At 32.4% G+C, this 25,224-nt stretch carries 27 protein-coding genes and 1 other annotated feature; of the genes, 5 read left to right on the plus strand and 22 right to left on the minus strand.

The window, feature by feature from the left end:
- Nucleotides 1-6: 6 nt before the first annotated feature.
- From pepD to KEC48_RS04815, 3 genes are read right to left on the minus strand one after another with little or no spacing between them, the layout of a single operon-like run.
- Entirely contained in the window at nt 7-1,440 is a 1,434-nt protein-coding gene (gene pepD / locus KEC48_RS04805; RefSeq protein ID WP_211964721.1) for a beta-Ala-His dipeptidase, read from the minus strand.
- 50 nt (nt 1,441-1,490) lie between these two features.
- Complete coding sequence (locus tag KEC48_RS04810; protein WP_211964723.1) at nt 1,491-2,213, minus strand: 16S rRNA pseudouridine(516) synthase; 723 nt, start codon at nt 2,211-2,213, stop codon at nt 1,491-1,493.
- On the minus strand, nt 2,182-2,466 hold the full coding sequence (locus KEC48_RS04815) for a ParB N-terminal domain-containing protein (RefSeq protein WP_087360149.1): 285 nt from the start codon (nt 2,464-2,466) through the stop codon (nt 2,182-2,184). Before KEC48_RS04815 ends, KEC48_RS04810 begins: the two co-directional genes overlap by 32 nt.
- Before the next feature lie 109 nt (nt 2,467-2,575).
- Here KEC48_RS04815 and KEC48_RS04820 point away from each other — a divergent pair, with 109 nt between their 5' ends.
- Nucleotides 2,576-3,325 carry a hypothetical protein gene (locus tag KEC48_RS04820; RefSeq protein ID WP_087360152.1) on the plus strand — a complete coding sequence of 250 codons (750 nt, stop codon included), beginning with the start codon at nt 2,576-2,578 and terminating at the stop codon, nt 3,323-3,325.
- 41 nt (nt 3,326-3,366) lie between these two features.
- Here KEC48_RS04820 and KEC48_RS04825 read toward each other — a convergent pair whose 3' ends face one another.
- From KEC48_RS04825 to KEC48_RS04840, 4 genes are all read right to left on the minus strand, one after another.
- Nucleotides 3,367-4,149: an ATP-binding cassette domain-containing protein gene (locus tag KEC48_RS04825; protein ID WP_205089059.1), complete on the minus strand. Its 783-nt coding sequence runs from the start codon at nt 4,147-4,149 to the stop codon at nt 3,367-3,369.
- Nucleotides 4,143-5,009 (minus strand): ABC transporter permease, encoded by an 867-nt coding sequence (locus KEC48_RS04830; protein WP_211964725.1) that lies wholly within the window; start codon nt 5,007-5,009, stop codon nt 4,143-4,145. The genes KEC48_RS04825 and KEC48_RS04830 overlap by 7 nt, the downstream gene beginning before the upstream one ends.
- A gap of 11 nt (nt 5,010-5,020) precedes the next feature.
- A complete protein-coding gene (locus tag KEC48_RS04835; RefSeq protein ID WP_211964727.1) occupies nt 5,021-5,992 on the minus strand; it encodes an ABC transporter substrate-binding protein in 972 nt (323 codons plus the stop codon).
- Nucleotides 5,993-6,108: 116 nt separating this feature from the next.
- Nucleotides 6,109-6,344 (minus strand) — a binding site (T-box leader).
- An 86-nt stretch (nt 6,345-6,430) separates the two neighbouring features.
- The gene (locus KEC48_RS04840; RefSeq protein ID WP_211964728.1) at nt 6,431-7,168 is read right to left on the minus strand and encodes an A24 family peptidase; all 738 of its coding nucleotides are present in this window, start codon (nt 7,166-7,168) and stop codon (nt 6,431-6,433) included.
- 213 nt (nt 7,169-7,381) lie between these two features.
- On the opposite strand from KEC48_RS04840, the gene KEC48_RS04845 reads away from it, so the two are divergent.
- Entirely contained in the window at nt 7,382-8,737 is a 1,356-nt protein-coding gene (locus tag KEC48_RS04845; RefSeq protein WP_211964730.1) for an MATE family efflux transporter, read from the plus strand.
- Nucleotides 8,738-8,766: 29 nt separating this feature from the next.
- Here the strand turns inward: KEC48_RS04845 and KEC48_RS04850 are convergent, their stop codons facing one another.
- Together KEC48_RS04850 and KEC48_RS04855 are read right to left on the minus strand one after the other, a co-directional pair.
- Nucleotides 8,767-9,033 carry a hypothetical protein gene (locus tag KEC48_RS04850; RefSeq protein ID WP_211964732.1) on the minus strand — a complete coding sequence of 89 codons (267 nt, stop codon included), beginning with the start codon at nt 9,031-9,033 and terminating at the stop codon, nt 8,767-8,769.
- A gap of 27 nt (nt 9,034-9,060) precedes the next feature.
- On the minus strand, nt 9,061-9,960 hold the full coding sequence (locus KEC48_RS04855; protein ID WP_211964733.1) for a hypothetical protein: 900 nt from the start codon (nt 9,958-9,960) through the stop codon (nt 9,061-9,063).
- Nucleotides 9,961-10,097: 137 nt separating this feature from the next.
- Between KEC48_RS04855 and KEC48_RS04860 the strand changes: the two genes are divergently transcribed.
- Nucleotides 10,098-10,694, plus strand: a complete 597-nt coding sequence (locus KEC48_RS04860; protein ID WP_087356825.1) for an XRE family transcriptional regulator — start codon at nt 10,098-10,100, stop codon at nt 10,692-10,694.
- Between the two features lie 8 nt (nt 10,695-10,702).
- Here the strand turns inward: KEC48_RS04860 and KEC48_RS04865 are convergent, their stop codons facing one another.
- From KEC48_RS04865 to KEC48_RS04880, 4 genes are read right to left on the minus strand one after another with little or no spacing between them, the layout of a single operon-like run.
- The gene (locus tag KEC48_RS04865) at nt 10,703-11,653 is read right to left on the minus strand and encodes a GNAT family N-acetyltransferase (RefSeq protein WP_211964735.1); all 951 of its coding nucleotides are present in this window, start codon (nt 11,651-11,653) and stop codon (nt 10,703-10,705) included.
- Between the two features lie 40 nt (nt 11,654-11,693).
- A complete protein-coding gene (dnaK, locus tag KEC48_RS04870; RefSeq protein ID WP_211964737.1) occupies nt 11,694-13,457 on the minus strand; it encodes a molecular chaperone DnaK in 1,764 nt (587 codons plus the stop codon).
- A 13-nt stretch (nt 13,458-13,470) separates the two neighbouring features.
- On the minus strand, nt 13,471-14,076 hold the full coding sequence (locus KEC48_RS04875) for a J domain-containing protein (protein WP_087356823.1): 606 nt from the start codon (nt 14,074-14,076) through the stop codon (nt 13,471-13,473).
- Nucleotides 14,077-14,910 (minus strand): DUF5685 family protein, encoded by an 834-nt coding sequence (locus tag KEC48_RS04880; protein WP_211964739.1) that lies wholly within the window; start codon nt 14,908-14,910, stop codon nt 14,077-14,079.
- Between the two features lie 120 nt (nt 14,911-15,030).
- Here KEC48_RS04880 and KEC48_RS04885 point away from each other — a divergent pair, with 120 nt between their 5' ends.
- Nucleotides 15,031-16,353: a replication-associated recombination protein A gene (locus KEC48_RS04885; RefSeq protein ID WP_211964740.1), complete on the plus strand. Its 1,323-nt coding sequence runs from the start codon at nt 15,031-15,033 to the stop codon at nt 16,351-16,353.
- A gap of 41 nt (nt 16,354-16,394) precedes the next feature.
- Here the strand turns inward: KEC48_RS04885 and KEC48_RS04890 are convergent, their stop codons facing one another.
- Both KEC48_RS04890 and KEC48_RS04895 read right to left on the minus strand, forming a co-directional pair.
- Nucleotides 16,395-17,273, minus strand: a complete 879-nt coding sequence (locus KEC48_RS04890; RefSeq protein ID WP_211964741.1) for a LysR family transcriptional regulator — start codon at nt 17,271-17,273, stop codon at nt 16,395-16,397.
- A gap of 83 nt (nt 17,274-17,356) precedes the next feature.
- Nucleotides 17,357-17,629, minus strand: a complete 273-nt coding sequence (locus KEC48_RS04895) for a hypothetical protein (protein ID WP_087356819.1) — start codon at nt 17,627-17,629, stop codon at nt 17,357-17,359.
- A gap of 151 nt (nt 17,630-17,780) precedes the next feature.
- Here KEC48_RS04895 and KEC48_RS04900 point away from each other — a divergent pair, with 151 nt between their 5' ends.
- Complete coding sequence (locus tag KEC48_RS04900) at nt 17,781-18,476, plus strand: YoaK family protein (RefSeq protein ID WP_211964742.1); 696 nt, start codon at nt 17,781-17,783, stop codon at nt 18,474-18,476.
- Nucleotides 18,477-18,487: 11 nt separating this feature from the next.
- Here KEC48_RS04900 and KEC48_RS04905 read toward each other — a convergent pair whose 3' ends face one another.
- From KEC48_RS04905 to rlmD, 7 genes are all read right to left on the minus strand, one after another.
- Entirely contained in the window at nt 18,488-19,474 is a 987-nt protein-coding gene (locus KEC48_RS04905; RefSeq protein WP_211964743.1) for an aldo/keto reductase, read from the minus strand.
- Nucleotides 19,474-20,046 carry a histidine phosphatase family protein gene (locus KEC48_RS04910; RefSeq protein ID WP_205089072.1) on the minus strand — a complete coding sequence of 191 codons (573 nt, stop codon included), beginning with the start codon at nt 20,044-20,046 and terminating at the stop codon, nt 19,474-19,476. Before KEC48_RS04910 ends, KEC48_RS04905 begins: the two co-directional genes overlap by 1 nt.
- A gap of 5 nt (nt 20,047-20,051) precedes the next feature.
- The gene (locus KEC48_RS04915; protein ID WP_211964744.1) at nt 20,052-20,867 is read right to left on the minus strand and encodes an MBL fold metallo-hydrolase; all 816 of its coding nucleotides are present in this window, start codon (nt 20,865-20,867) and stop codon (nt 20,052-20,054) included.
- A gap of 95 nt (nt 20,868-20,962) precedes the next feature.
- Nucleotides 20,963-21,550: a TetR/AcrR family transcriptional regulator C-terminal domain-containing protein gene (locus tag KEC48_RS04920; RefSeq protein WP_211964746.1), complete on the minus strand. Its 588-nt coding sequence runs from the start codon at nt 21,548-21,550 to the stop codon at nt 20,963-20,965.
- 14 nt (nt 21,551-21,564) lie between these two features.
- Nucleotides 21,565-22,230 carry a TrkA family potassium uptake protein gene (locus tag KEC48_RS04925; protein ID WP_087356813.1) on the minus strand — a complete coding sequence of 222 codons (666 nt, stop codon included), beginning with the start codon at nt 22,228-22,230 and terminating at the stop codon, nt 21,565-21,567.
- A gap of 4 nt (nt 22,231-22,234) precedes the next feature.
- Nucleotides 22,235-23,635: a TrkH family potassium uptake protein gene (locus KEC48_RS04930; RefSeq protein WP_211964748.1), complete on the minus strand. Its 1,401-nt coding sequence runs from the start codon at nt 23,633-23,635 to the stop codon at nt 22,235-22,237.
- Between the two features lie 239 nt (nt 23,636-23,874).
- The gene (rlmD, locus tag KEC48_RS04935) at nt 23,875-25,221 is read right to left on the minus strand and encodes a 23S rRNA (uracil(1939)-C(5))-methyltransferase RlmD (RefSeq protein ID WP_211964750.1); all 1,347 of its coding nucleotides are present in this window, start codon (nt 25,219-25,221) and stop codon (nt 23,875-23,877) included.
- Nucleotides 25,222-25,224 lie beyond the last annotated feature (3 nt).

Raw genomic sequence — 25,224 nt, forward strand, 5'->3', positions numbered from 1 at the left:
CAACCTCTATAATGTTTCTAAAAATGCAACAAGACATTCATAACATCTTAAATAAGATGCAAGATCAAGTTTTTCATCCGGTGTATGCACATTTTCCATATGTGGACCATAAGTGATAATATCTAAATCTGGTATTTTTTGTTTCAATACTCCTGTTTCTAAGCCTCCATGTGTTGCGACTTCCTTAAGTGGTTCATGGGCATATTGTTGATAGAATTGTTTAAATTGTGCTCTTAAACGTGAATGAGGGTCATAATCCCACCCCGGATATTCATTGGATACTTGAACTGAAGCACCATAAAGATATGCAATCGTTTCTAACTGCAGACATAATTCATCACGCAAACTTTTAACGGGCGAACGTAATGAATAATCAATAGTTAAACTATGATCATGAGTACGAATGACACCCATATTTAATGATAAAACAGGTAAATGATCGATAACTGGTGACATTTCCAGCATTCCATTTTGACAAAGATACATGATAGAAATCATGGCTTCACTATCTTTAGATGTTATACAGACATCGCATTCATCCTGATGTAATTCCACATAAAAATCTGGGTCTGTCATTTCCAGTTCTTTTTTAACGATATCTTCCATTTGTCCAATATGATAAGCCAATTCATCATAAGATTGATTGCTTGCAAAAGCAACTGTACACTCACGAGGAATGGCATTATTTTTCAATCCACCATTCACTTCAATCAAACGAATATCCATTCCCTGTTTTAATAAATGAAACAAAATACGTCCTGCAATCTTATTTGCATTTCCACGTCCTAGATGAATACATCCACCAGAATGCCCACCTATAAGACCTTTGACTTCCATAACATAAACCGGAGAATCGTTATCCTGTCCTGTGATTTCTTTTGTAATGAGAAGATCATTTCCACCAGATGAAGACACACAAGTTTCACCTTCAGCTTCATTATCCAGATTAATAAGACGTCTGGCCTTTAATGAACTTGTATCAAGTGCCATTGCCCCACAAAGACCTATTTCTTCTTGAACTGTAAACACACATTCCAATGCTGGATGTAATAATTGCTCATCAGTTAATAATGCCAGCATATAACAAACTCCACATCCATCATCAGCACCTAAAGTTGTCTGATAAGCATGTAAAAAACCATCTTCAATATAAAGCTGTAAAGGATCATGATCAAAATCATGATCACTTTCTTTATTTTTTTCATTCACCATGTCGATATGAGCCTGTAACATCACCGGTTCATGATCTTCATAACCTTGACTTGCCTCTTTAAAAACAATAACATTGTGCATTTCATCTCTTTGATAATTTAAATGATGCTTTTCAGCCAAAGCAACGATATAATCCGCTAAGTCCTGTTCATGACATGAACCATGTGGAATTTGTGATATTTCTTCAAAATAACGATATATAAGTTGATTTGTATCTAATATAGCCATATTTCATCCTCCAATTCTGTTTCAATTATAACAAGTTCTTCCCCTTGTGTCTATCTTAATGCCGCCTGAAGACAAGCCATTTCCTCATCATTGAAATGACGATATTGTCCCAGTTCAAGACGAGAATCTAAAGTTATTCCAGCAAAAGCAATTCTTTTCAAGCCGACAACTTGATTAGAAATAGAAAGAAACATTTTTTTAATTTGATGATATTTCCCCTCTTTTAATGTCACAAGACAATGATAATCATCTATGATTTCTAAACGAGATGGTAAACATTGGACATGATGATCAATGATGATACCTTTTTCAAAGTCAATAACATCCTGTTTTGTTATAGGGGATTGTGTCCATACTTCATAAACCTTTTCTACATGATTTTCAGGAAGCAAAAGTTTTTTAGATAAAGAAGCATCGTTTGTTAATAAAACAAAACCTGTTGTATCTATATCCAATCTACCAACACAATAACAGTCTTGACGTCCAATCAAATCAACGACACAAGGATACACAGCATCACGACTAGCACATATATAACCTGCGGGTTTATAAAGCATATAATACACAAAAGGTGTTGCATTAATTCTTTGACCATCAACAAAAATACAATCTTCTTTTTTCACTCGATAACGAAAATCTCTTTCACAATGCCCATTCACTTCTACATGCCCTTTTCTTATCAGATTTTTACATTCTTTTACATTGCCTAGCTGATTTTTCATAAGGACAAGATATAAATCTTTAATGATGGTTTCTTCCTCTCCAACAGTCATTAGAACGATCATTTCCTAGATTTTTAATAATAACCGGGACAAATGAGCCTCTTGAATAAGATAAATGATCTTGTAAAATATCCTGTAAAACAGATAAACGTTTGTGTCCATCAATACATTCATAGGTTTCTCCATTTTGATTAACAGTTATAGGAAAAGAAAAACCGATTCTTAAAATAGATTGATAGAGTGAAGGATCATATTTTTGATAATGAAAATGAATCTTTGAAATATCTATTTTATTGATACGCATTCTTTAACCACCTCGCATTTTTCTTGATTATATCATTTTTTTCAAAAAAGCAAAATCTTTATGTTTTTCTTTTTAAACATGTTATAATGTTGAATAAGGGAGGTATTCTATGAACATATTACTAAGCCGTATTCTTACTTATTTAAATGGAACATTATTCCACGACTATAATTATAAAATCTGTACATTTATTATTTTTCATTATCTGGAAATGGAAGATATGAGTGAAGAAGATTTTTTAAAGAAAGGTTGCTTTAAAAAAGAAGAACTCTATGCATTTATTGCATTACTTGGTTTTCATGAATATGAAGAATTTAGAGAAACACTTGTTAACCATCATCAGACACGTTTGAATCAGATTCGTGTCAGAATGATTGGTGTTGATAGTCGTGAGTTCATTGAAAAAATGGACAAAGATTGCAGTGATGATGAAATGGAAAAAATTATCAGTGATATTTGTCAAAAACTCTATCGCGCGAAAAGAATTGTTGTATTTGGAGCTTTATATCCTATTTCTATTGCGATAGAACTGCAAACAGATATGATTACTTTTGGTAAACCATTTATTCAATATCATAATTATGATCCTATTGTCATGGACGAACATGATGTGGCTATTGTAATTAGTGCAACAGGTCGTTATCTTGAAGGATTTAAGAAATCTAAAGCCGATGTTCATATTGACCAGTCACAACAAATTTTAATTACTCAAAATAAAAAATATCTGAAAACAGAAACAACACCTAATTGCAAGGTTATTTATGTTCCGGGTAAATTTGATAGTATTAACTTTAATTATCAGATTATGACTATTTGTGATTTAATTCGTTTACATTATTTTCAACAATATTATCTCTAAAGAAAAAAGATATAACTTGTGATAGCTATATCTTTTTTTCTTTAAAGCAATATACGATCATTATAATCATGTGTTTTTGATGAATAGAGATGAATCAGTTGTTCAACTGTCAAGTCTTTTTTACGTTCTCTATCAATCACATCAATGATTTGGCCCTCTTTCATAATCATAATTTTTTGTCCATAAGTTAAAGCATCTTGCATATTATGGGTCACCATTAATGTTGTCATATGATATTTTTTAACAATCTTGGCTGTGAGTTCTAAAACCTTTGAAGCGGTTTGGGGATCTAAAGCTGCTGTATGTTCATCAAGCAATAAAAGTTGTGGTTTTGCATAAGTTGCCATCAACAACGATAAAGCTTGTCGCTGTCCTCCAGAAAGAACGCCGACCTTTGTGTCCATACGTTCTTCTAATCCTAGATTTAATTCTTTTAAAGCCATGTACATCTGTTGACGTTGTTTAGCTAAAATGGGTCTTAAATGAAAGTAATGCCCTTGACATCCAGCCAATGCCAGATTTTCTGCAATCGTCATAGATGGAGCCGTTCCTTTAAGTGGGTCTTGAAAAAGACGACCAATAAAACGGGAACGCTTATGTTCCTTTAATGAAGTGATGTCCTGCTGATTAAGAAAGATATGTCCGTGATAAGGGGTAACGGCTCCACTGATTGTCTGGAACAATGTCGATTTCCCTGCTCCATTACTCCCAATAATAGTGACAAAATCACCATCTTCAATGCGAAAATTGATATGTGATAAAGCAACTTTTTCATTGATTGTTTTAGGATGAAAAACAACTGATATATCTTGAAGTTCTAACATACCTCTTTCCTCCTCACCTTGACTTTTGTTAATATTAAAGCCACTACAACAAGTATAGCTGATAATAATTTTAAATCTGTTGATGGAATCCCTATTTGTAATGCGATTGTTAAAATACCACGATAAATAACAGATCCCACAATAACTGCTAACAATTGATAACCAATTTGATCTTTTTTAATAAAAGCCATCCCTATAATAATACTGGCAAGTCCAATAACCATCATTCCTGTTCCACTTTGACTATCACTAAAAGCTTGATGTTGGGCATAGATAGCTCCTGATAAAGAAACTAGTCCATTAGCGAGAGAAAGCCCAATCATTTTCATGACATCGACATCAATAGAAGAAGCTTTGACCATATCTTCATTATCACCACAAGCACGTAAGGCTAAGCCAAACTGGGTTTTTAAAAAATAGTGAAGACACAATACCACCACAATAACGACAACTCCAACGAATAAAAGAACGCCATACTCTCCAAAAGCAGATAAGGGTGTAAACACGGTTGAACAATCAAACAAAGAAATGTTAGGTGAATCATTCATAATTTTGAGATTCACAGAATAAAGCCCAGTCATTGTCAAAATTCCTGCCAGTAAAGACGCTATCTTTAATTTGGTTGTTAAAATTCCTGTCACCAGCCCTGCTAATAAACCAGAAATAAACGCTAAAATCAAACCAATGACAGGATGACCAGATAATGTCATCACTGCACTGACAGCACAACCTAATGTAAAGCTTCCGTCCACCGTTAAATCGGGTAAGTTTAAAACTTTATAACTAATATATAATCCTAAAGACATTATCGAAAATATGCCACCTAATTCTAATGCTCCAATAATAATAACCTGATTCATCATTTTCACCCCTACATCAATTGTAATGCTTTATCCTGTAAAAGTGTTTCAGGTAATGTGATGTCTAATTCATTCACGACATCTTCATTTACATAAACATTTAAATCATCTTTAAAAACTTTTACAGGAATATCACTTACCGGTGTTCCATTTAAAACCTGATCAACCATATTTGCTGTTTCTTTTCCTAAATCTTCATAATTAATACCAACACTTAAAAAACCACCCTCTTGAACCATTGAATCAGCACCTACATAAAGAGGCACTTTCGCTTCTATACAGGCATGACTCACCACATTCATTGCACTGGCAACAGTATTATCATTAGGAGCAAACACAGCATCACATTGATTTGCTAGCACATCAATAGCACTTTGCACTTCATTCACATTAGTAATCGTTGCTTCTTTGATTGTTAAATGATGTGTCTTGGCATAATCTTTTGCCTTTTGAATATTCGTTACTGAATTGGCTTCCCCTTTATTGTAAATAACACCTAAAGTTTTTAAATCTGGCTGTAACTGTAAAGCTCTATCAAGAATAAGATCGACCTGTATTTCATCACTCGTTCCTGTTATATTTTTATCAGGATGTTCTAAAGAAGTTGTCAACTTTGCACCAATTGGGTCACTGACTGCTGCAAAAACTATTGGTGTTGTTTTTGAAAGTGATGCCACAGATTGAGCAACAGGTGTTGCAATAGCTACGACAACGTCTGCATCTTCAGACTGAAATGTTTGGGTAATACTTGCTGCAATATTGTTATCTCCTTGTGCATTTTTAAAAATATATTCGACATTTTCACCATCTTTATATCCTAAATTTTCCATTTGTTGCTCAAAAGACGCTTTAATCGTATCTAAAGATGCATGTTCCATATATTGTATAATAGCAACTTTTTTCATTTTTGTATTTGTATTTTGACATCCTACCATCAATAAGACACTCAATGCTAATAAAATTTGTTTATATATCTTCTTCATCATTTTCCTCACCTTTCTTTATTGTATTCATTTTTACATTAAAGAAAGACACCATCGCTTCAAAAACATAACCATTCTCCTTTCTCATTGGCATCTAAACAAAAAACATCTGTCCATCAAAGGACAGATGTTATCATCTGCGGTACCACCTTTATTGGTTATGAAAATAACCCACTCATTAAAATGCCAACACATTTTTGCTCGATAACGTGAGCTCACGTCGCAGGATACTCGTTGCCTTTCCCCTTTGCCCTCGTGGGTCCATTTACCTAACTGCCACTATCTAGCTTTCACCATCCTAGACTCTCTAAAAGCACATCTTTAAGTTTTATCTCCCACTCATCGGTTTCTTTTTTATAAAATATCATAAGATTAAAATAATGTCAATCATTTTAGCAAATAAATAAATATTAAAAATTATTTTTGAAATAAAACAAATCAAAGAAAACAAAAAGATAAAATCAATTCTCCATAAAACAATGAAACAAGGATTCCCAGACATAAGAAACCACCAAAAGCAATATGGCTATGACGATGTGCTTTTTGACGGATAAGTAAGTACCCTGCATATAACCCTCCAACAATAACTGCAATACAAAAAGCTAATAGAATATGAACATATCCCAACAAAAAACCACTGATAAACATCAGTTTGATATCACCACCACCGAAGCTTTCTATAACCCATTGATTCATTAAAAACATAGGTAAACTAATAATGAACATTCCTATAATCCTTTCATAAAACGGAACATCAATATAAAATATTAGACCAATGGTAAGAACAGCTTCTAATAAAAGCGTAAAATCAGGTATAATTTGCCATTTTTTATCAATAACTGTTAATGTAATAAAATCCATTATTAATAAATAAAGAAGAAAAGCTTTCCCCATTGGCGTGATATAATATACCATGAATACAAGTAATAACCCACTTAATATTTCAAATAAAGGATAACGTAAAGAAATACGACGTTGACAATAACGACATCTTCCTTTTAATAAAATAAAACTCATAACGGGAATTAAATCTTTCCATTGTAGAGGATGAAAACAACGAAAGCAAAAACTTCGTCCTTTTATCACATCTAATCCTAACGGTAAACGATCCATACATAGTTGAAAAAAACTTCCAACAATTGTTCCTAAAATAAAAAACCAGACATATAAAAACATCTTTATTTCCCCTTTCATAGATATTTTTATAGTTGGTTTTGTTTCATATTTCGACATTATTTTACCATAAAAAGGATAAATTTCCAACAAAAGTATTTGACATTTTTCTTTTTTTCTATAAAATAATTTATGCTGAAAAGCTATAGATTTCTCTATTTCTGATTTATAAATAGAAAAATCTATGGCTTTTTTTATGAAAGGAGAATTATATTTATGGAAAAAAGAAATCCTATGGGATATAAACCCATATTTCCCCTTTTGATGTCAATGGCCTTTCCGCCAATGATTTCAATGCTTATTCAATCTTTATACAATATTATTGATAGTATCTTTGTTGCTCAACTGGGAGAGTCAGCTCTAACCGCAGTATCACTGATTTATCCCCTGCAAAATTTATCACTGGCTTTTTCTTGTGGAGTAGGTATTGCAATGAATGCTTTGATTGCCAGACACTTAGGTGCCCATAATCATCAAGAAGCCTCTTTTGTTGCCAGTCAAGGAATCGTGATGACACTTCTTCATTCTTTATTATTTGTTATATTAGGATTATTTTTCATTCAACCTTTTATGACGCTTTTTACCCAAAATCCAGAGGTCATTCGTTATGGACAGGAATATGGTGTGATTGTCATTACATTGACTTTTTCAACATTTATTCATTTAGCAATTGAAAAAATGTTTCAGGCATGTGGAAACATGATTATTCCCATGATTATGCAAATGGTTGGTGCAATCATCAATATCATTTTAGATCCAATCATGATTTTTGGTTATTTTGGTTTTCCAGCCTTAGGTGTTAGTGGTGCCGCACTGGCAACCGTGATTGGACAATTCAGTGCCTGTTTCTTATCTATTTATCTTTTTTCACGCTATAACTCACATATTCATATTTCTTTTCGTCATTTTCACCTCCATTGGGCAACATTTAAGCAACTTTACTCGATTGCTATACCATCTGGAGTTATGATGTGTTTACCATCAGTGCTTGTTTCAGCACTCAATGGAATCCTTGCCTCTGTATCACAGACAGCTGTTGCATTTTTTGGTGTTTATTATAAACTTCAAACCTTTGTCAATATGCCTACCACTGGTGTTGTACAGGGAATGCGTCCAATCATGAGTTATAATTATGGTGCTAATCAAAAAGACCGCATGGATCAAACATTAAAAATGGCAACTTTAACTATTGGTTTTATCTTATTGTTAGGAACATGTCTATTCTTTATTTTCCCATCACCAATATTACAATTATTTAATGCGAATCAAGATATGTTAACTATTGGAACAACTGGTTTACGTATTTTATCTTTAAGTTTTATTTTTTCAACATTCGCCATTGTTATGTCCGGTGTTTTTGAATCATTAGGAAAAGGACCCGTTTCATTAATGATTACACTCACAAGACAATTTATTATTATCATTCCTTTATCATTTATATTATTACCCCTTATAGGTTTAAATGGTATCTGGTTAACTTTCCCACTATCAGAACTGATTGCAACATGTGTAGCATTCATTCTTTATCAAAAAGTTTACAAACATACAAAAACAGGAAATGAAAATCTTTAAGCTCATTTCCTGCTTTTTATTATTACGTATTATGCGTGTTCAATAGCTGTGGCCAGATGAATACCACGTTTAAACTGAATAAAACCATATTCGAATGCAAAATCATTGACACAATCTTCTAAATCTTCAATTTCTTCATCTGTCAAAGTGACTTTTCCTTCAATCATACGTTCATGTATATAATCCATAAAGTCAAAATAACGAATATGTACTTGTTCAAGCATCATTTCTTCATCTTGAATGAGAATTGTATCCGATGTATATATATCTTTTAAAACATGATCCATATCACACATAGTTCTACTCTCCTTACCGAGATAACATCAGAACTCAACTGTATTTTTAAAGAATCTGTTTTCTGGTAAAAAATGATAATGAGGTTTCAGGCTTATCCATTTTGCTAAGAAGGATGTTTTTTTGACATTGAAAATATCCGTTTTTTCTTGATAATCTTCAAAATCACTTAATAATATTTTCAATCCAAAATATGTTTTCTGATAAGAGATATTTTCCAAAAGCTGCATAACAGTATAATAGATTTCGTTGTAAATATTTGTATAATTCCTTAACTGTTTTTCTTCCTTATAAATTTTTAAATTGTCATCGTAGTACTGAATTTGGATATGACGAATACCATAATCTTTTTCTTTAAGTTGTGAAACAAGTTTTTTTGTTAATCTTTCCCCAATGCAACATGCATCATCATAGCACGAAAAAGCTATCTGATCATTTTCACCAAATAATTGTGGAAGGGCCATAATTTCTCTTGTTGATATCTGCATTTCCTGCATTTTGCTTTGGCAAAGATTTTTTCCAAATATTCTTTGAGCCTGATGATAATCAAGCATACGGTATTGGTCTTGACAGTGATGATAAATCCACTTTGCAAAATCTTGATGAAAGCTCATTGCTATATTTATATGAATATGATATTCGCTATCTATTTGAAAAGCAATAGACTTCATGACTTCATTCATATCCCCATCAAATAATAATTGTGAATGTGTCATATCAAAGTAAAGATCATTATCATTTTTGATAAAGACATCATTGCAATATTCAAATAAAACATTTTTTATTTTTTCTGTATAGAAAACATAATCTTCACAAATACAATCAAAATTTTGATGATGTAATCTCTTTTTCATTTCTTTCTTTTTATTTTCTTCAATTTGATGTATAACATCTTTCAAGTCTATATATCCCACAAATGTTTTTAACATATCTCTCACTCCTCGCTTTTATTATAATAGATGGTGTTGCATATTTCAACTATTTTATGCAACTTCTTTTATATTTTTTTGTTTTTTATTTATTTTTGATGTATTTTATATTATAATATGCATATAGGAGGAATACTATGGAACTGAAAGATATTATTAAAGATTATAAATATAGATTCCAGTTAACAAATGATGAAATTGCTCAAAAACTTGGTGTAACAAAATCAACAGTCAGTCGCTGGATTTCTGGTGATGTCAAACGTATCCAAGATGAAACACTTAAACGTTTAAACGATCTTTTAGGTTATGATGTGGAACCTATCATCAAAGGAACTTCTATTCATTTGAAACGTCCCATCTTAGGTTATGCAAAAGCTGGATATGATATGTATGGTGAAAATAATTATATGGGTGAAGAAGAAGTCACTGAAGAAGATTTTTATAAAGGAGATTATTTTCTACAAATTCAAGGTGACTCAATGACAGGTTCTGGTATTATGGATGGTGATTTAGCTCTTATTAAACAATGTTCATATGTTTCTACAGGTGATATTGCAGTGGTTATGATTGGTGGTGAAGAAGTCACTGTTAAACGTATTATCAAAAAACCTGACATGCTTATTTTGGAAGCAACGAATCCACTTGTAGAAAATCGCTATTTTTCTAATGAAGAAGTCGCAACACTTCCTGTACGTATTATAGGAAAAGTTGTTTATACAAAAACTTATTTTTAAAAATATTCTCATATTTCATGAGAATTTTTTATATCACATGTCATACTGACAAGATAGTCTTGTTCATAAAAACCATGACACTTATAGAAATAATCACTTAAATAACTACGTATTGTTTGTAAGACAATTTTTTGTATTTTTCTTTTATGACATTCTTCTTTGATATAATCAAGAAGTTGACTTCCTATATGCTGTCCATGAAGTTGTGGGCATACACAAAGCTCATCAATGCATAATACTTGCTTATCCATATAAGTCATTTGATGGCCTACAATCATTCCAATAAATTGTCCATTTTGGTATAATACGTAGGCTAACGTATAGGGTGAAGACAACATTTCTTCTAAATGCTGATATGCCTGTTGATATGTCCATTGCTCATTCCATGGTTCATTATCAAAACATTGTTGAAATAGGATTGCTGCTTCTTTTAAATGATAAAATTGCATGGGAATAAAAAGAGAAGATGGTAAATCAAACTCAAAAATCATATCATACCATTTTGCTCCACCATGAATGGAGTGAGAAACACCAAGGCAAGTATAACCACATTGTTGATAAAAAGGTATTAATGTTTCTTTACAAGTCAATACCATTCCTTTCTTTTGACGACTTTTTGATAAATCTATAAAAAATTGCATTAATTTTTTAGCAATTCCCATATGTCTAAAAGCTGGTAAAACAGCTAAGCCATAAACACTTTGATAAGCGTGAAAAACATTATGATAAGATGTGTCTTCATACATTTCATCTGATAATGTCTGTTTAGCAATCATAGCCCCATTAACAAAGCCCACAATACTTCCCTCTACTATTGCAACCATAAAACATTCTGGGAAAGCTTGGAATCTTTTTTGAAATTGAGCCAATGTGGCTGCTTCTTTAACAGGAAAACAAACTTCTTCAATATATGCCAGTTGTTTTAAATCTTCTTCTTTTGCTAATTGTATTTCTATCATTATTTTTCTCCTTAAAAAAGACATTGATCAAGCAATGTCTTTATTCTCCCATTGTCAATAAGAAAGCCGCACTATCTTCAAGTCTTTGCTTTGCCTCTTTAATTTCTTGGAATTGGGCATCTGGGCAAGTTTCAAATTGAACTTTTTTAGTCATTTTCTTTAATTGACTTAAATCATTTTTGATTTGTGATTTGATTGTTTTATCAATTTCTTTATGATGTTTTGCCAGAGTATTGTCAACACGTAACATCAATGTTTCTAAATCATTTTTAAATACCAGTCTTTCTTTTGTTTTGGCATCCTGTTGTTCAAATTGCTGTGCTTCATGAATAGCTCTTTCAATATCTGCATCTGACATATGCGAACTATTTTCAATCGTAATACTTTGCATATTTCCACTTGCTAAATCTTTCGCAGAAACACTCACAATACCATTAACATCAATATCAAAAGTCACCTCAATTTGTGGAACACCACGCATTGCACGTTTAATTTTCTTCAATTTAAATTTTCCAAGACTCTTGTTATCTTTAGCTAAAGGTCTTTCACCTTGTAAGACATTAATTTCAACCTGTGTTTGAAAATTTGCAGATGTTGTAAAAATCTGACTGTGGCTTGTTGGAATAGGTGTATTACGGTCAATCAATGGTGTCGCAACCCCACCAACTGTTTCAATCGATAATGTTAATGGTGTAACATCCAGTAATAAAACATTATAATTTCCCATTGCTGTCACATCACCAGATAACTTACCACCTTGAATTCCAGCTCCCATAGCAACACATTCATCAGGATTTAAAGATTTACTAGGCGTAATACCTGTTACTTCTTTGATCTTATCTTGAACAGCAGGAATACGCGAAGACCCCCCAACAAGAATGATTTTATTTAATTCTGCCGGTAATAAACGAGCATCATTTAGAGCATTTTGCATTGGTAAAATTGTTCTTTCAACCAAATCTTTTGTAATACGATTAAATGTTTCTCTGGTAATCGTCATTTCTAAATTTTGTGGTCCTGATGCAGTCGTTGTAATAAATGGCAATGAAACAACAGTAGAAACCATAGATGATAATTCAATTTTGGCTTTTTCGGCTGCTTCTTTGACACGTTGCATAGCCATTAAATCATTTTTTAATGAAATACCAGAACTTTTTTCAAATTCGGTTAAAATATATTGGGCTAAAGCTTCATTAAAATCATCACCACCAAGATGATTATCTCCTGAAGTCGAAAGAACTTCAATAACACCATTTCCTATTTCAATAATAGAAACATCAAATGTTCCACCACCTAAATCAAAAACCATCATTTTTTGACCATAGCTATTTTCTAAACCATAAGCTAAAGCAGCTGCTGTCGGTTCATTAATAATTCTTAGAACTTCTAATCCGGCAATTTTTCCAGCATCTTTTGTAGCTTGGCGTTGTGCATCATTAAAATAAGCCGGAACTGTAATAACCGCCTGTTTAACAGGTTCTCCTAGATAATTTTCAGCATCAAGTTTTAACTTCTGTAAAATCATCGCAGAAATTTCTTGTGGTGTATATTCACGATGACCAATCTTTTTCTTATAATTTGTTCCCATTTCACGCTTAATAGATGCAATTGTTCCCATCGGATTTGTAATAGCCTGTCTTTTTGCGCTCTCTCCTACAAGTCTTTGACCATCATTTGCAAAAGCAACAATACTTGGTGTTGTTTTTGCTCCTTCACTATTAGGAATAATAGACGTTTTTCCATTTTCAATGAATGCCATACAGCTATTTGTTGTTCCTAAATCAATACCAATAATCTTACTCATAAATCATTCTCCTTTAATAACATCTACAACAACAATTCATAAAAATATTAAAAAGTAACAAGGAATAACAACAATTCGCCATATTCGCATAAGGTGAAGTATAAGTCTGCTGTGTCTGGCGATATTGTCCACTTCCTGCCTGTAATTGTTGAACCAGAAACAGATATTGTAAATTACCTGGTTCCATTTGTGCAGCTGTTTGGGCATACTCTAATGCTGTAGCATTATTTCCAATTCCATTCATCGCTAAAGCACTATAATAAAACCAAAGCGATGAACGTGTACGAATCTGTTCAAGAATCGAAAGAGCATCCTGATAACGACCTGCCTGAATATATGCTGCAACATCTTGAAAAGCAGCCTGATCATTTCCTTGATACTGATATGATGACTGGGAATGCTGTTGCCCATATGTCTGATTTGTAAAACCTTTCTTACGATTATCCATAATCGTTTTATAGGCATTTTGAACTTGTTTAAATTTTTCTGTATATTCTGCCTGATGCACACTGTTAATATTAGCATCAGGATGATATTTTTTACTTAAAGTACGATAGGCATGTTTCACTTCATCATCTGATGCATTTGGAGAAATGCCTAATATCTGATATGGATCCATTTATTTCTTATCCTCCAATCTTCTTTTTTTACGTAATTCATATTGACTCCAAACACCACTATATATGATATTTCTTAAAATTTCAACATTTTCCTCAATCGGAAGATATTCAAAAGCTTCTGCTGCTCTTGAAATCATCATTTCTAATAAATGATAACATTTTTCTTCAAAATCAACTTGTTGAAACTGATCTATAAAAGGATTAAAAGTATGATGCTTTAAATCTTTTTCAATATCATCATAAGCATCCAGTATATATATAAATTTTCCTAAGAAAAAACCAAACTCCCTTAAATGCTCTGTCCATATATCATCTTCAACAGCACATATTTCTGCCATAACTTTTCCAAAACATCCCGAAATATCATCAATATGAACGCCCTTTTGTTGTTCATATTGGTGAATCAAAACAAGTTGTTCCTCAATTATTTTTATCTTTTGTGGATATTCTTCTTTAACTTTTTGATAACTATGTTCAAGTATTTTTTTATAAAGCTGCTTTGTCATTTTTTGATCATCCAGCCAGTCATCTTCACATTTTAAATATGTTAAAGCAATTGTCATTTTAGCTGCATAATCGATATATTGATTATGCACTTCCAGATGTTTTCTAACTGGATGTAAAAAACATCGACATCTATTTATTTGATGTTCTGGTTCATATAAACCAGATAATAACAACGCTATAAAAGTCATGTCATAATTTAAAGCAACGCGTCCTTTAATACCGTATAAATCATGCATTGCTCGACATAAACCACAGTAATATGATTGATAAATATCAAAATCTTTAAATTTCATTTCTGGTTTATTGATGACTATATATCCAAACACGATAATCTCCCCATTTCAATAAATCACGCATAGTATATGATGAACATATGAACGAAACATGAACTTATAGAAACTTTACTTTAAAAATGCTAAAATATAAAAAGAAAGTTGGTGAAAACTATGAAAAAGCAAAAGATTCAATCATCTTTAGAACCTCTAGCTCATCGTCTAAGGCCTTCAACATTGGAAGAGTATGTTGGTCAAAAACATCTTGTTGGTCAAGGAAAAGTTTTATGGCATTTTATTCAAAACGACCAGATTCCTTCGATGATTTTCTGGGGTCCTCCCGGTGTTGGTAAAACCACACTGGCAAGAATCATTGCGAAAACAACTCATGCTCACTTCATTGATTTCAGTGCTGTTAATAGTGGTATTAAAGAAATCAAAAAAGTAATGCAAGAAGCGATGGAAACACAACGTCAAGGCATCAAAACCATTGTTTTTATTGATGAAATTCATCGCTTTAATAAAGCACAGCAAGATGCTTTTTTACCCTATGTTGAACAAGGAAGTATAACGCTTATAGGAGCGACAACTGAAAATCCATCATTTGAAATCAATTCCGCTTTATTATCACGCTGTAAAGTCTTTGTTTTACATGCTTTAGATGTCAATGATATTTTAGAGCTTTTAAATCATGCCATTCATGATCCGCGAGGTTTTGGTGATTTAAACATTCAAGTTGAACCATCCACTTTATCCATGATTGCCCATTTTGCTAATGGTGATGCACGTGTTGCTTTAAACATCTTGGAAATGGCCGTCTATAATGCTCCTGAAAATCATCAGACACTAACGATTAGTCCTGAAATCATTGAACAGATGACGAGTCAAAAATCATTGCTTTATGATAAAAATGGAGAAGAACATTATAACTTAATTTCTGCTTTACATAAATCGATGCGTAACAGTGATGTTGACGGGGCTATCTACTGGTTAGCCAGAATGCTGGAGGCTGGTGAAGATCCCCTCTATATTGCCCGTAGGCTTGTACGATTTGCCAGTGGAGATATCGGTATGGCAGATAGCCGTGCTTTAGAAATTGCTGTTGCGGTGTATCAGGCATGTCATTTCATTGGTATGCCAGAATGCAGCGTTCATTTGACTCACGCAGTGACATATTTATCTCTTTCTGTAAAATCCAATGCATTGTATATAGCCTATGAAAGTGCCAAAAAAGATGCCTTAAAAACCATTGCTGAACCAGTTCCTTTGCATTTACGTAATGCTCCTACACGTTTAATGAAAGATTTAAATTATGGTAAAGGCTATCAATATGCTCATGATTTCCAAGACAAATTAACAACTATGACTTGTTTACCAGAAGCTTTACAAAATAAAGAATACTATCACCCTACTGAACAAGGTCATGAAAAAAAAGTCGCTTTGCGACTTCAACAAATCAAACAATGGAAACGTTCGCATCGTCAATCCAAGAAATAAACTCTTATCTTTGATGGGATATTAATTCCATCAATTCATTATTAATGAAAATAATCATAAAGTTCCTGTATGAAACGAGTAGCTGTTAATGAGAAAACCTGATGCTTTTTCCAGACAATAACTGCCCCCGTTTCATAGGCTGGTTTTAAAGGAATAAAACGTACAAGAGAATCATTAGACATATAAACAATCTTATCTAAACAAAGAGCATAGCCTAATCCTTTTTCTACTAAAATAGCAGCATTATAGATTAAATCATAAGTTGCTACAATATTTAAATCTTGAACATTCATTCCCATCCAATGGGCTAATTCATTTTGAACAATCTGACGATGACCTATTAATAATGGCAATTTTTGAAGATCTTGTGGTGTGACATAGTCTTTTTTTGCTATAGCACTATCTTTAGGAGCAAGAATGCCCCATGCTTCCTGATAATTCAAACGTACAAAATCATATTTTTCGACATCAACAGGTTCTGTCAATAATCCTATATCTAATAATCCCTGATTAACTTTTTGTTTTACATCATCGGCATTACCACTGTATAAATGATATTTGATTTGAGGATAATGATGTTGAAATTTAATCATAAAATCGCCTAAAAGATGCATAGCATTAATTTCTCCAGCACCGACAAATATTTCACCAGCAATCAATTCATCGGCTTCTAAAAATTCTTTTTCTGTTTTATCTGCTAAATCAATAATTTCTTCAGCACGTCTTCTTAATAACATACCTGCATCAGTTAAAGTAATTTTATTTTTACCTCTGATTAATAATTGCGTATTTAATTCTTCTTCCAGCTGCATTAATTGTCTTGACAATGTCGGTTGTGTAATATGTAAAACATTGGCTGCTTTGGTAATATTTTCTTCTCTAGCAACAGTTAAAAAATATCTTAAAATCCTAATCTCCATACCATTTTCTTCCTTTCATTCATTTTTTATTATAATGGATAAAAAAGCTGATTACAACACATGTAACCAGCTCTTTGACATGCTTATATAGAAACCATTTCCTGTTCGTAACTTCGAATTCTATTCATCATTTCTTCGGTTGCCTGACGAGGGCTATTTTTTAAAAACCCATCTTTAAATTCATAGTGAAGATTGATAGAATCATCAGGAATTTGATCTGTATATTCATTAGAAAAACCAATTTTCCAACATTTGTTTTCTTTGTAAGCATATAAAGTTATATCATCTACATCCTTGACATCATGAAACAACTGCTTTACAAGTTCATACAAAGCATACGTCGAAATATAATACACCCATCTCGCCTCTTTTCATACTTCTATTATATAAAATAAAAGCCCTTTCAACAATAAAAATCAACTTGTTTTTTTATTTTTTTATAGACAAAGATTGCGAAAATAACTGACAGTGCTATAATGAAAAAGCATTTAAAGGAGTTGTATAAAAATGAAAAATGATTATCATGATGTGATTATTCATTATCTGATGGCTATTGTTGGTGGATTTTTTGGTGGTTATGCTATTTTTACGAGGATGAATGTTTTTGGCTCTGCCCAGACAGCTAATTTAATTGATCTGGTTGAAGCCCTATTAGGAAGTCATTATATAGATTCTCTTATTAGAATAGGTGCTGTCGTCATTTATATTCTTGCAATGATCATAGCTACATTTTTAACATATCGTACAAAGTGGAAGCTTCAATATCTGGTTTTCTATCTGGAAATCGTCTGTGTCATACTTTTAGCAATGATTCCTGAAGATTGCAATCCCATTGTAAGTTTATACCCTTGTTTTTTTGTCACTGCTTTTCAATGGTGTGTTTTTAAAGGTGCTTTAGGTTATACCAGTTCAACAATTTTTTCTACTAACAATATCAAACAGACAGTTGTATCTTTAACTGAATATTTTTTAGTTGATGATTTACAAATCAAACATGAAAAACTTAAAAAAGGATGTTTCTTTGGTGGAACATTACTTTGCTTTCATATAGGTGTAGCTTTAGCTTATATACTTCACTTGTTTTTTGCTGTCAAAGCTATCTTATTTTTACTGATTCTTCTTATTATTAATTTTGCCTACTTTACATATTATGATAAATATCACAATATCAATATTTTCTTTCATCCTAAAAAGATGATTTGATTCATGTCAAATCATCTTTTTTCTGCCATGACACCGACTAAATGATGTGGTTGATAACACGCTTCAAGATATTGACACTCATCTGGTGTCAAATGAAAGTCAACAGCACGAATAGCTGTATCAATATGTGAACATTTTGTTGCTCCAACAATTGGGGCAGTGACTTTAGTCATAAGCCACGATAAAGCAATTTCACTCATTGAAACATGATGTTTTTGAGCTAATTCTTCAACTCTTAAAATGATAGGTAAATCTTGATTATAACTTTGATCATATTTCCCTTTTGCATAAGTGTCTTCTTTTAAACGTTGTGACTGTTCACCCGGATGTTTGGCTAAACGGCCAGAAGCTAAAGCACTGTATGGTGTTAAAGCCACATGATGTAAATCACAATAGGGTTTCATTTCTCTTTCTTCTTCTCTAAAAATAAGATTGTAGTGTCCTTGCACGGAAACAAAAGGATGTAAATGTCTGGCTTTGGCTATTTCATTCGCTTTTGCAATCTGCCATGCATAGCAGTTAGAAACACCAATATAACGAATTTTTCCCTGTTGAATCATTGCATCAAGAGCTTCCAATGTTTCTTCAATAGGCGTATTATTATCCCATGCATGTAATATATAAAGATCAACATAATCCATCTGTAATCTTTTTAAGCTCTGATTCAAACAATTTTCAATATGATCTTTTGCACTGATACCTTGTTGAATCTGTTCTAGGGTACGACCATGAAATTTTGTCGCTATCACAACATTATCTCGACAACCATATTCACGAATGGCTCTCCCTAAGTATTCTTCACTGCTTCCACCTTGATAAGCCATTGCTGTATCAAAAAAATTAATACCTTGATCCAATGCATAATGAATGATTTTCTTTGATTGTTCATAAGGCAATGTCCATGAATGCATTCCCTTATGAGAATCACCAAATCCCATACATCCTAGACATACTTTTGAAACCTTTAAATCACTCGTTCCTAACTGTACATATTCCACTATGATTCCTCCTGTCTTATGATATCTTTGAGATAAAAACAATGATTTTCATACTCATAAATAAAAATACAACAATTACCAAACCCTTTCTTTAATTCTTCTGTAGGATCTTGCCAGGCACGTAAAAAATTAAAACAAGCCCCACCATGACTCACTGCTAAAACAGAATGATGATCTTCTTTTTCCATAATATCCGTCAATGTTTTAACCATTCTTTCTTTTAATGTTTCATTAGATTCACCACCAAACTGTAAGTAATAAGTCGCACATTTTTGTGGATCATTTTCAGCCAAATAATCATGTTCACCCTCTAATAAACCATAATTATTCTCTTTTAATCCTTTACATCTTTGATATGGAAGTGATGTTATAATTTCTAAAGTATCACAACATCTTTCACTTGTTGAACTATAGGCATGATCAAAACAAATATGTTGTTTTTCAAACCATTGTTTAGCTTGTTTTGCCTGTTGTATACCTTTTTTTGTTAATGGTGAGTCACACCAGCCCTGTATTTTATGCAAAGCGTTAAACAGTGTTTCACCATGTCTTACTAAATATAATGTTTTCATTGATATCACCCCTTTAAATGATACGCTTCACCTGGTGCCAAGACATAAATTCTTTCTGGATTAATGATATGCTGATATAAATCTTGGGGATTGCCATTAAATGGTGTCATGTCAGGAGCATCAACACTACCCCAATGAATGCAGATCAAATCAGCATGAGGATAAGTATTTGCTAGTTGAATGGCTCCTTTCAAAGTGATATGCCAGTCATTATCAGCAAAATCAAATAAGATGACATCAGGTTGAGGCATATGCAAATGTTTATCTAATAGACGTGAATCACCGGGTAACCAGATTGTTCCATCCGGTGTTTCCATCCAATAACCACAGTAATCTTTTTCTTCCCAATAACGATATTGCCATTTTGATGAACCATTTTGCCAATTATGCCAAGCCGGTGTCAATTGAACAGATATATTATGAAGTTGAAAACAATCATTGATATCATGTTTTTCTGTTTTCAATCCTTCTTCATTCATCACATCTGCGACATAATTAGGAGCATAGTATTGTGAGCAGACATCCTTTAAATGATGACATGTTGGTCTTGAAAAATGATCATTATCGATATGGGTAATCAAAATACCATCTAATTTTTCTATATTTTGAGGTAAAATCGGCACTTGATACAATAAAGGGATATCAAAACCTTCTAAAACTGGATCAATCATGATATTGGTCTGATGACTATGAACCATGATTCCAGCTCCCCCTAACCAATATATTCTTGTTTTGTGATCAGATAAAAAATCTTGTTTTATAATTGGTTGACTTTGTGGAGCAACAGCTTGTCCTTTATCATTAATAACTATTTCTCTCATAAAAAAATCTCCTTTCTTTTCTGCTTTTATTTTAGCCTAAAAGATAGGAGATTCCCATTTATAAATTTTTCATTTTGTCCAAAAATGGACATTTTTTATTTTTTGTCTATTTTCTGATAAGGACTTCCTAAATAATTTTCACTTGAATGAAACAATTTGTCCATACCTAAACCTCTCATTTGAACAATCATATCAACAATTTCTTCACATGGCACAGGCATATTAGAAAGAATCCAAGACAATGTCATACTGCTTGAAGCATTAGCATGATAGATTGTCGCAAACTTTAAATCATCTGGCATAGGATCTGAACCATAGAGATTTTGATGCCACTTTAAATCAAACTGCTGACAATGTTCCACAATATAATCTTTTAAACAGTTTTGTCCTTCTATTTGACAAGCCTGTTTCATAAATTTATGATATTTTTTGATATTTTGAAAAGTCTGTAATAATGATTCATAAAAATCAATATCCATATGGTGTTCATCAAAATTAGGAACGATATAAGTATCATAAATATAACAGATCAAATCATTCTTATCTTTAAAATGATTATAAAAAGTCTGTCTGCTCACACCTGTTTCTTTTAATAACTGAGAAACTGTTATTGATTGCAAAGATTGTTTCTGACAAAGATTTAATAAGGCATTCGCCAATATCTTTTTGACATCAATAGACATAAAATAACTCTATTTTAAACAATCAAATAATCAAATCTTTCAATCTTCTCAGTTTCAGCTACCATTAAGAAATGATCATTCATACGTAAAACATATTCCGGATTGACAGATAATTCAATCTTTTGTGTTTCCATATCACGTTGACCTAAAATATTAATACCATATTTCTTTCTTAAGTCCAAAGAAGATAATGTATGACCAACCCATGCTTGAGGGACTTTCATTTCCACAAGACTATAATTTTCATCAAGTTCTACTAAATCTGTAATATTCTTTCTCAATAGTGTACGAGCAACTCTTTCACCCATTTCCTTTTCTGGACGAATAATACGATCAGCTCCAATTTTCTCTAAAATGGCTTTAAATGTTTTATTCTTAGCCTTTGCAATGATATAAGGAATACCAATTTCTTTAAGATTTAAAACACCTAAAAGACTTTCTTCCAAATGATTACCAATAGCGACAATTCCGACATCAAATTCTTCAAGACCTAAATCAACCAAAAACTGTTTATCAGTAATATCACCAATGACAGCCTTTGTGGCAAATTCAGATACTCTTTGTACACATTCAGGGCATTTATCTACAGCAACAACTTCACACCCATATTGAGATAATGTTTTGGTAATTGTTGAACCAAATACACCTAATCCTAAAACAACAATCTGTTTACTTTGCATTTTTCTATCCTATAAGAACATCAGCTGTTGGATACATGATGTCCTGTCCTTTCTTTTGTTTATATTTTTTTGCGAAAACAAATACCATTGTCAATGGACCAATACGTCCAATATACATTAATATAATAATGACAATTTTTCCCAACACTGTCAATGTTGGTGTTAATGAAGCCGATAAGCCAACTGTACCAAAGGCTGAAAAGACTTCAAAAATCAAATCAATAAAATCTGCACCTTCATTCATTGACAAAATAAATAATCCTAATGTACATATAAAGAAACTCAATATAGCAATCGTCAATGAACGTTTGACAACCTGATCATCAACACGACGTTTAAACATAGATACAGTTTCATAACCATTCTGCAATGAGAAAATATACATCAATGAAATGACTAATGTCACCGTTTTAATCCCTCCAGCTGTTCCAGCAGGAGAACCACCAATAAACATCAATATTGACATAAATAATTTTGTTGAATCATGCAATGCTGCCATATCTACTGAAGCAAAACCTGCAGTTCTTGTCGTTGTTGACTGGAAGAAACTAGCAAGAACTTTATCACCAAATGATAGTGAACCAATCGTACCAGGATTATTATATTCCAAAAGCAAGATAACAAGTGTTCCCCCCAATAACAATGATACAGTTGCAGTTAAAACAACTTTTGTATGCAATGATAATGAAGAAAAGAATGTTTTTAGCTTAAAGAATTTAAAATTTTCTTTATAATGGCGCCATGACATTCTTAAATCAATCCATACAACAAAACCAAGACCACCGGCAATAATTAAACCAGCAATTGTAAGATTGACAAGAATATTGGTTTGATAAGGTATCAATGAATTAGGCCCAATTACATCAAATCCAGCATTACAAAAGGCTGAAATAGAATGCCATAATCCATAATATAATCCTTTAACAACACCAAATTCTGGCACAAAGACAAAACTTAATAATACTGCCCCCATTAATTCAAAGAAAGCCGTATATTTAATAACTCTTTTGATATAAATACCAATCGCTGCCATTGAATTTTGATTCAATGCTTCCTGCATAATAATCTTATTTGTATATGTTAATCGCTTTCTTAAAGCATAGATAAACATATTCAATAATGTCAGGAATCCTAAACCACCTATTTGAATCAATAAGATAATGACTAATTGTCCAATCAATGTATATTGATCAGCCACAACAACAGGTACAAGACCAGTCACGCAAGTTGCTGATGTTGCTATAAACAAATGATCAATATAAGGAGCAATTGTTCCCTGATTAGAAAATGGACATGCCAATAAAAGTGAACCTATCAATATCACCATAAAAAAACTAAAGGCAATACGTCGCATAGGTGAAAAGGATTTCTTTTTCTTTGATTTATGAAAATCTACCGTTTCCATATTTTTCCTCCGCACATGTTTTATAATATTTTTACAAAATGATGATTCTATCATCTATTATATCACTATCTCTCTAGCAGACAACTCCTTTCAGATCTGTCGATAGATTATTTTATAAGGATAAAATAAAACACATCGAATAAATAAAGCATATTTGCTTTATGACAGACTCCACCACTTATTCGAGAACCATTTTAACACACCTAACTTTTTTGTCAATATATACAATGTCTTTTCTCTTATTTTGTCAGGAGAACAATATTTTCAATATGAAAGCTTTGCGGGAACATATCCACAGGCTGACACTTTTTCACATGATAATCATGTTGCTGTAAAATATCAATATCTCTTGCCTGTGTCGCAACATCACAAGAAATATAAACAATTTTATCCGGTGATAAAGTTAACAGCTGATTTAAAAATAAAGTCGAACATCCTTTTCTTGGAGGATCCACTACCACAACATCAACATGTTGATGTGATTTTGCAAATGAAACCATAAATTCCCCTGCATCTTGACAATAAAATTCTATATTATCAACACCATTTCTTTTCGCATTATCTTTAGCATCCTCTATTGCCTGTTCGACAATTTCTACACCATAAACTTTTTTAACATATTGAGCCAGTGATAAAGAAATAGTACCAATACCACAATAGGCATCAATAACAATATCTGTTGGTTTCAATTGAGCAAATTCAATTGCTTTTTGATAAAGGACTTCAACTTGTTGAGGGTTAATCTGATAAAAAGATTTTAATGAAATGCGATATGTATGCCCTAATAGACGATCTTCAATATAACCCTTTCCATCAAGAATCATTTCTTCTTCTCCTAAAATGACATTATCATGACGTGGATTATAGTTTTGAATAATCGTTTGAAGTTGAGGAAAACGTTTTTTCAATTGTTGAACCAGATAATCTTTTTGACAAAGCGAACGTTGATAAGTAATCAAAACCAGCATCGCCTGATTTGTATAATAGCCATACTTCACAAGAATATGCTTAATATTTCCTTGATGAGTTACCTTATCAAATGGTTTTTCGCCCACTTCTTCTAGTAATTTTCTCGTATAAGGTATCAGCTGATTAGACAGCTCATTTTGAATAAAACACTGGTCCATTGCGACAATATCATTACTATGTTGTTTATAGAACCCTGTGATAAGATGTCCATTACGCTCTCCGACAGGAACTTGCACCTTATTACGATAAAACCACCCCTCTTGCATCATTAAACAAGGTTCTACCTGAGTATCGCAATGTCCAATTTTAGCTAAGGTATCTTGCACTCTTTTGGTTTTAAACTGTTGTTGTGCCAATGGGCTAAGATGCTGTAAATGACATCCTCCACATTGCTTAAAAAGCGGACATCTGGCTTCCTGTCGAAAAGGACTTGACTGTTCAAGTTCAATCAAACGTCCTACTGCATATCTTTTTAAAACCTTAATAATTTTTACTTTCCCTACTTCATCTATCAACATGTTTTTTACAAACACAGGTAATCCTTCATGTTTTACAATCCCTAAACCATCGTGTGTATAATCAACGCACTTTGCTTTAATATATTCATTTTTTTGCATCTT

Origin of the sequence: Clostridium sp. C1 (assembly GCF_018223625.1) — a bacterium.
Taxonomy (GTDB): domain Bacteria; phylum Bacillota_I; class Bacilli_A; order Erysipelotrichales; family Coprobacillaceae; genus Allocoprobacillus.